General features: G+C 63.7%; 6 protein-coding genes. 4 read left to right on the top strand and 2 right to left on the bottom strand.

Going from position 1 to position 5,609, the window contains the following annotated elements; translation table 11 throughout:
- Positions 1-82: 82 nt before the first annotated feature.
- Positions 83-343, top strand: a complete 261-nt coding sequence (locus tag AC5DC2_RS18450) for a metal-sensing transcriptional repressor (RefSeq protein WP_024707271.1) — start codon at positions 83-85, stop codon at positions 341-343.
- 8 nt (positions 344-351) lie between these two features.
- Entirely contained in the window at positions 352-1,671 is a 1,320-nt protein-coding gene (locus tag AC5DC2_RS18445) for an MFS transporter (RefSeq protein WP_491699524.1), read from the top strand.
- 94 nt (positions 1,672-1,765) lie between these two features.
- On the opposite strand, the gene AC5DC2_RS18440 is transcribed toward AC5DC2_RS18445, so the two are convergent.
- Positions 1,766-3,184, bottom strand: a complete 1,419-nt coding sequence (locus tag AC5DC2_RS18440; protein WP_024707273.1) for a helix-turn-helix domain-containing protein — start codon at positions 3,182-3,184, stop codon at positions 1,766-1,768.
- Between the two features lie 211 nt (positions 3,185-3,395).
- On the opposite strand from AC5DC2_RS18440, the gene aceA reads away from it, so the two are divergent.
- Entirely contained in the window at positions 3,396-4,682 is a 1,287-nt protein-coding gene (aceA, locus tag AC5DC2_RS18435) for an isocitrate lyase (protein ID WP_491699523.1), read from the top strand.
- A 40-nt stretch (positions 4,683-4,722) separates the two neighbouring features.
- Complete coding sequence (locus AC5DC2_RS18430; protein WP_024707275.1) at positions 4,723-4,995, top strand: SMc00767 family acetate metabolism repressor; 273 nt, start codon at positions 4,723-4,725, stop codon at positions 4,993-4,995.
- Between the two features lie 45 nt (positions 4,996-5,040).
- Here AC5DC2_RS18430 and AC5DC2_RS18425 read toward each other — a convergent pair.
- Positions 5,041-5,609 (bottom strand): MauE/DoxX family redox-associated membrane protein (locus tag AC5DC2_RS18425; RefSeq protein ID WP_491699522.1); only part of this gene is annotated, 569 nt, incomplete at its 5' end.

Genomic DNA, 5,609 nt, shown 5'->3' with positions numbered 1-5,609 from the left:
TTGCGGCCGGAACGCGCGCCGGTCGCCGGACGGGGTCCTTTCCGCCCTTTTCATATCCTCCCCGGGTGGATAATATCGAGGCATGAGCCATGAACATCGTCATCAAAGCCATCCCCGGATCGTCGCGCGGCTGAAGCGGGCCGAGGGTCATCTCGGTTCGGTTGTCGCGATGATCGAGGCGGGGCGACCCTGCCTGGATGTCGCCCAGCAGCTTCAGGCCGTCGAAAGCGCGATCCGCAACGCCAAGCAGGCGCTCATCCATGATCATGTGGACCATTGTCTCGACGTTGACGGCGCCGAGGCCGGGCGCGCCGAACTGAAGGCGATCACCCGCTATCTCTGAGGCCCCCGATGCTGGACATTCTCGCCGACCGCACCTACCGACATCTCTTCCTCGCGCAGATCGTCGCGCTGCTCGGCACGGGACTGGCGACGGTCGCGCTCGGGTTGCTTGCCTATGACCTTGCCGGGCAGGGGGCGGCAATGGTGCTCGGCACTGTCTTCGCCATCAAGATGGTGGCCTATGTCGGCATCGCGCCGATTGCCGGCGCCTTTGCCGAACGCATGAACCGCCGCCGGCTTCTGGTTGCGCTCGACCTCGTGCGCGCGGCGTGCGCCCTTGCGCTTCCGTTCGTCACCGCCGTCTGGCAGGTCTATCTGCTGATCTTCCTTTTGCAATCGGCCTCGGCCGCTTTCACGCCGACATTCCAGGCGACCATCCCGGATGTGCTGAAGGAAGAGGAACGCTACACGCGGGCGCTGTCGCTGTCCCGGCTTGCCTACGACCTGGAGAATATCGCCAGCCCGACGCTTGCCGCCCTGCTTCTGGCGGCAATGAGCTACAATGCGCTGTTTCTCGGCACGTTCTCCGGTTTCCTGGCTTCGGCGCTGCTCGTCGTCTCGGTGGTTCTGCCGAGCCCCAGGGCGGCAGAACCACGCGGGATTTATGACCGGACGACGCGCGGCATCCGCATCTATCTCGCCACGCCGCGTCTGCGCGGGCTTCTGGCGCTCAGCCTTGCGGTTGCCGCCGCGGGCGCGATGGTTCTGGTCAATTCGGTGGTGCTGGTGCGCGCTCTGCTGGGCCTCTCGGCGAGCGATCTCGCCTGGACGATGTTCGCATTCGGCGCCGGATCGATGACCGCCGCAATCCTGCTGCCAAAGGTCCTCGACCGGGTTTCCGACAGGCCGGTGATGCTCGCCGGCGCCCTGGTGATGGCGGCGGCGCTTGCGGCGCTGGCGGCGGAAATTGCTCTTGGCGGGCTTGCCTGGCTCGCGTTGCTTGTCGCCTGGTTTCTTGTCGGTCTCGGCTATTCGGCGGTGCTGACGCCGTCGGGGCGATTGCTGCGCCGTTCAGCCCACCCTGAGGACCGTCCGGCCCTGTTTGCGGCGCAGTTCGCGCTCTCCCATGCCTGCTGGCTGCTGACCTATCCGCTTTCGGGCTGGCTCATGACTGCGTTCGGCGCGGAGACCGCCCTTCTGGCTCTGGCCGGTCTTGCCGGCCTTGGCGTTGTCATCAGTCTCTCGCAGTGGCCGGCGGGCGAGGATGAAGCGATCGAGCACAGCCATGACAACCTGCCGCTTGATCATCCGCACCTCAAAGGACACAGGACGCACAGCCATGCGCTTGTGATCGATGACATCCACCCGCGCTGGACCAACCAGTTCTAGCGCGTCTGCTGTTCTCCGCATCGCGAAAGCGCTCTATCCATGTGCTTTGAGGCGTTTTCGGGCGTCAGATGTTGCCGTCTGGCTGCGCGGCGCATCAGCGGAAGTCGAAGGCCGAAAGACCGGCGACCATCTCGTCAAGGCCGAGCGGGCGGGTGACCGGCGGCTCGGCGCGCGACAGGCAGCCCGGGCGTTCGCACAGGCGGCAGACCGGCCCGACGGGCACGGGCCCCGCCCGCGCGCCGCCGTCCTCTGCATAGGCCGTGGCCGATGCCTTGTCCCAGCGCAGGCCGAGAAGGATCGCCGTCACATGCAGGCGTTCGCCGAGCGCCGGTTCCGGTCCTTCCAGCGTGCGCGAAAGCGTCAGATAGCCGACGCCGTCCGGCATTTCCACATGTCGGGAGACGATCCGGCCGGGCTGGCTGAAGGCGTCATAGAGATCGAGGCGCGGACATTCGCCGCGAAAACCCGCATGCGGAAACCCTTCCGCGCCGATGCGGCGCAGGATATTGCCCGCCTGGTCGATCTCCATGGCGAAGAAGGCCGGTCCGGCATTCTCCAGCCGCTGCAGGCTGGCGAGACGGGTAGCCGCCTGCTCGAAGGAAACGTCGAAACGGCCGCTGAGAAGGCCGATATCGAACCGGTCCCGGCGGGCGGCTTCGATGAATGGGCCATAAGGCATCATCAGCGCCAGCGCCGCATAGCGGGCGAGTTCGAACCGGGCGATGCGGCGGGCCTCGTCGCTCGACAGGTCGAGCGCCTTCACTTCCGCCGCGATCTCGTCGGCCAGCGCCAGGAGCACCGTTTCGATGGCGATCTCGCGCTTTCGGTCGCGCGGGGAGAAACGTGCGGAGATGAACAACCGCATCGTGTGGCGGTCGAAACGGCGGCCGAGATTGACCATGGCATGCGGCGGCAGGATCCTGACGGTGATGCCGCGACGTTGCATCAGCCAGGTTTTCAGGGCGGCCGAAAGCTCGTCGCCGGGGTCGAGTTCTGCGTGAAGGGCTTCGGCCGCGCGATCGAGTGAATCAAAGAAATAGGGCCGGCGGGAGATTGCGTCGCGCACCTCCTCGTGCGGCAGGCGTTTTCCCGGCAGGTGGGTTTCACGCCCGTCATGGGCGAGAAGCGCGGAGAGGTCGGAGAGGCGGGCGGCCTGTTCGCAATAGGCGCGGTAAAGCTTGATGATGCCGATCGCCGCGTTCGGCGCGGCTTCGGCCACTTCGACGAGTTCCTGGTCGCCGGGCAGTTCTCCCGAAAGCAACGGGTCCGAAAACACCGATTTCAACTGGCTGATCGTGCCCGAGCTTTCGCCCTGGAGTTCGCCGATATCGATGTCGTAGACGGCGGCGAGCTTGAGCAGAAGCTGCACGGTCAACGGCCGCTGGTTGCGTTCGATGAGGTTGAGATAGGAGGGCGAGATCGAAAGCGCCTCCGCCATCGCCGTCTGCGTCAGGTCAAGCCCCTTGCGGATCCGCCGCAGCCGCGGTCCCGCGAAAATCTTCTTCTCCGTCATCCTGTCCCTCCCGGCGATGGTTTACAATATTTACTGTTTTACATAGCGCTTCGGTCAAACAGAATACAAGATAACCCGAATTCCCGCTTGATCTAAGCCAATTCCATAGATTTGCAATCATCAATTCAGTAAAAAGTGTCACATCACTTGTCGCCGAGTGGCGTTTATGCACCGGACGGCATTCAATCTGCCTGGAAGAGGAGGAATAGGCATGTCTGAATTTTACAATCTTGTTGACGGCGCTGCCGAGGGCCGGTTTGACGGCATCGAGCGGAGTTACAGCGCCGAAGATGTCAAGCGGCTGCGCGGTTCGGTCCGCATCCGCTCGACGCTGGCGGAGGAGGGCGCCAAGCGCCTCTGGAAGCTGATCCATGAGGATGATTTCGTCAATGCGCTTGGCGCGCTCTCGGGCAACCAGGCCATGCAGATGGTGCGCGCCGGGCTGAAGGCGATCTATCTTTCCGGATGGCAGGTCGCCGCCGACGCCAACACCGCCTCCGCCATGTATCCCGACCAGTCGCTCTATCCGGCCAATGCCGGTCCCGAGCTTGTAAAGCGAATCAACAAAACCCTGCAACGCGCTGACCAGATTGAAACATCGGAAGGGAACGGTCTTTCCGTCGAGACCTGGTTCGCCCCGATCGTTGCCGATGCCGAGGCCGGGTTTGGCGGTCCGCTCAACGCCTTCGAGATCATGAAGGCCTATATCGAGGCGGGTGCTGCCGGCGTTCATTTCGAGGACCAGCTGGCCTCTGAAAAGAAATGCGGCCATCTCGGCGGCAAGGTTCTGATCCCGACGGCGGCCCATATCCGCAACCTGACCGCTGCCCGGCTTGCCGCCGACGTCATGGGCGTTCCGACGCTGGTCGTCGCACGCACGGATGCCGAGGCCGCCAAGCTCCTGACCTCCGACATCGACGAGCGCGACCAGCCCTTCGTCGATTACGATGCCGGCCGCACGGCGGAAGGCTTCTACCGCGTCCGCAACGGGCTCGAGGCCTGCATCGCCCGCGCCGTCGCCTACGCGCCTTACTGTGATCTGATCTGGTGCGAGACCTCGAAGCCGGATCTGGAGCAGGCGCGCAAATTCGCCGAGGGAGTGCACAAGCATCATCCGGGCAAGCTTCTCGCCTATAACTGCTCGCCCTCCTTCAACTGGAAGAAGAACCTGAGCGACGAGGATATTGCACGCTTCCAGCGGGAACTCGGCGCCATGGGCTACAAGTTCCAGTTCATCACGCTCGCGGGCTTCCACCAGTTGAACTTCGGCATGTTCGAACTGGCGCGCGGCTATCGCGACCGGCAGATGGCGGCCTACAGCGAGTTGCAGCAGGCCGAGTTTGCGGCGGAAGCGAACGGCTACACCGCCACCCGCCACCAGCGCGAAGTCGGTACCGGCTATTTCGACGCCGTTTCGATGGCGATTACCGGCGGCACGGGCTCGACCACGGCGATGGGCGAATCAACCGAAACCGCGCAATTCCAGGCGGCCGAATAGGCGGGCGGAATAGATTATTTCTCGAAGAGGAGGAAAAGAAATGACGCGCAGGATCAATGTCAAGGAACGCGCCGAGGCGCAATCGACGCGGATGAGCAGCGAGCAGCAGGCCGCGATCCGCATGGTCGCCAATGATCTGCACCGGCTGAACCAGTCGGTCATGCGGGCGGTCGATGCCGGGGTTTCCGTCGAGATCATCCGCTCGGCCCGCCATCATGGCGGCACCAAGAGTTGGGGCGATCTTCTGGTGCCGATCATCATCGCCGGCCAGACGGAGGAGCCTGTCGTCGACGAGAGCCTGGCGGAAGGCTGATCGCGCACCGGGCGGGCGGGGCGGTTTGCGCCCTGTCCGCGCTTGTCACAGCAGCAATGCCTTCAGCGGCATCCAGATGCCCATCAGCGTCATCATCAGGCTTTCGGTCAGCGAGACGAAGCCGAGCGGCACGGAGGACGAGCCTCCGACGCAGGCGCATTTCAGCTCTCGCTTGTCCAGGTAGACCGCCTTGAAGATGCTGACCGAGCCGACAAGCCCGATAAAGAGGGCGACGGGCGCAGAGATCCAGACCAGCGCGCCCGCCGTCATCAATATACCGGCAAGCGCCTCGCCGAAGGGATAGATTCTTCCATAGGGCACCCAGCGGCGCGCAAGAAGGTCGTAATTCAGGAACATGGTGGAAAAGCTCTCGACGTCCTGAAGCTTCTGGACTGCCAGGATCGTCATCGACAGCGAGATGAACCACTCGACCATGCGCAAGGTCAGCGGGTTCCCATATTGATGCCAGGAAAGGCCGAGCGCCAGAAAAAGCGCGACGGAAAAGATCGCGATCACCGGCGTGTAGCTCGTATCGCTCTGCTCTTCGGGCGGTGGATCCAGCTTGAAGAAGACCCGCAGGTCGTCATAGCCGCCGATCCGTTTGCCGTCGATGA

The sequence above is a fragment of the Martelella sp. genome (assembly GCF_984369615.1).
Note: the sequence above shows the minus strand (reverse complement) of the source record. Positions and strands in the feature narration are given on the sequence as shown.

Bases quoted from the DNA above. Each gene is read 5' to 3' on its own strand.
- AC5DC2_RS18450 (WP_024707271.1), top strand. From the start codon at position 83: ATGAGCCATGAACATCGTCATCAAAGCCATCCCCGGATCGTCGCGCGG.
- aceA (WP_491699523.1), top strand. From the start codon at position 3,396: ATGTCTGAATTTTACAATCTTGTTGACGGCGCTGCCGAGGGCCGGTTT.
- AC5DC2_RS18445 (WP_491699524.1), top strand. From the start codon at position 352: ATGCTGGACATTCTCGCCGACCGCACCTACCGACATCTCTTCCTCGCG.
- AC5DC2_RS18440 (WP_024707273.1), bottom strand. From the start codon at position 3,184: ATGACGGAGAAGAAGATTTTCGCGGGACCGCGGCTGCGGCGGATCCGC.
- AC5DC2_RS18430 (WP_024707275.1), top strand. From the start codon at position 4,723: ATGACGCGCAGGATCAATGTCAAGGAACGCGCCGAGGCGCAATCGACG.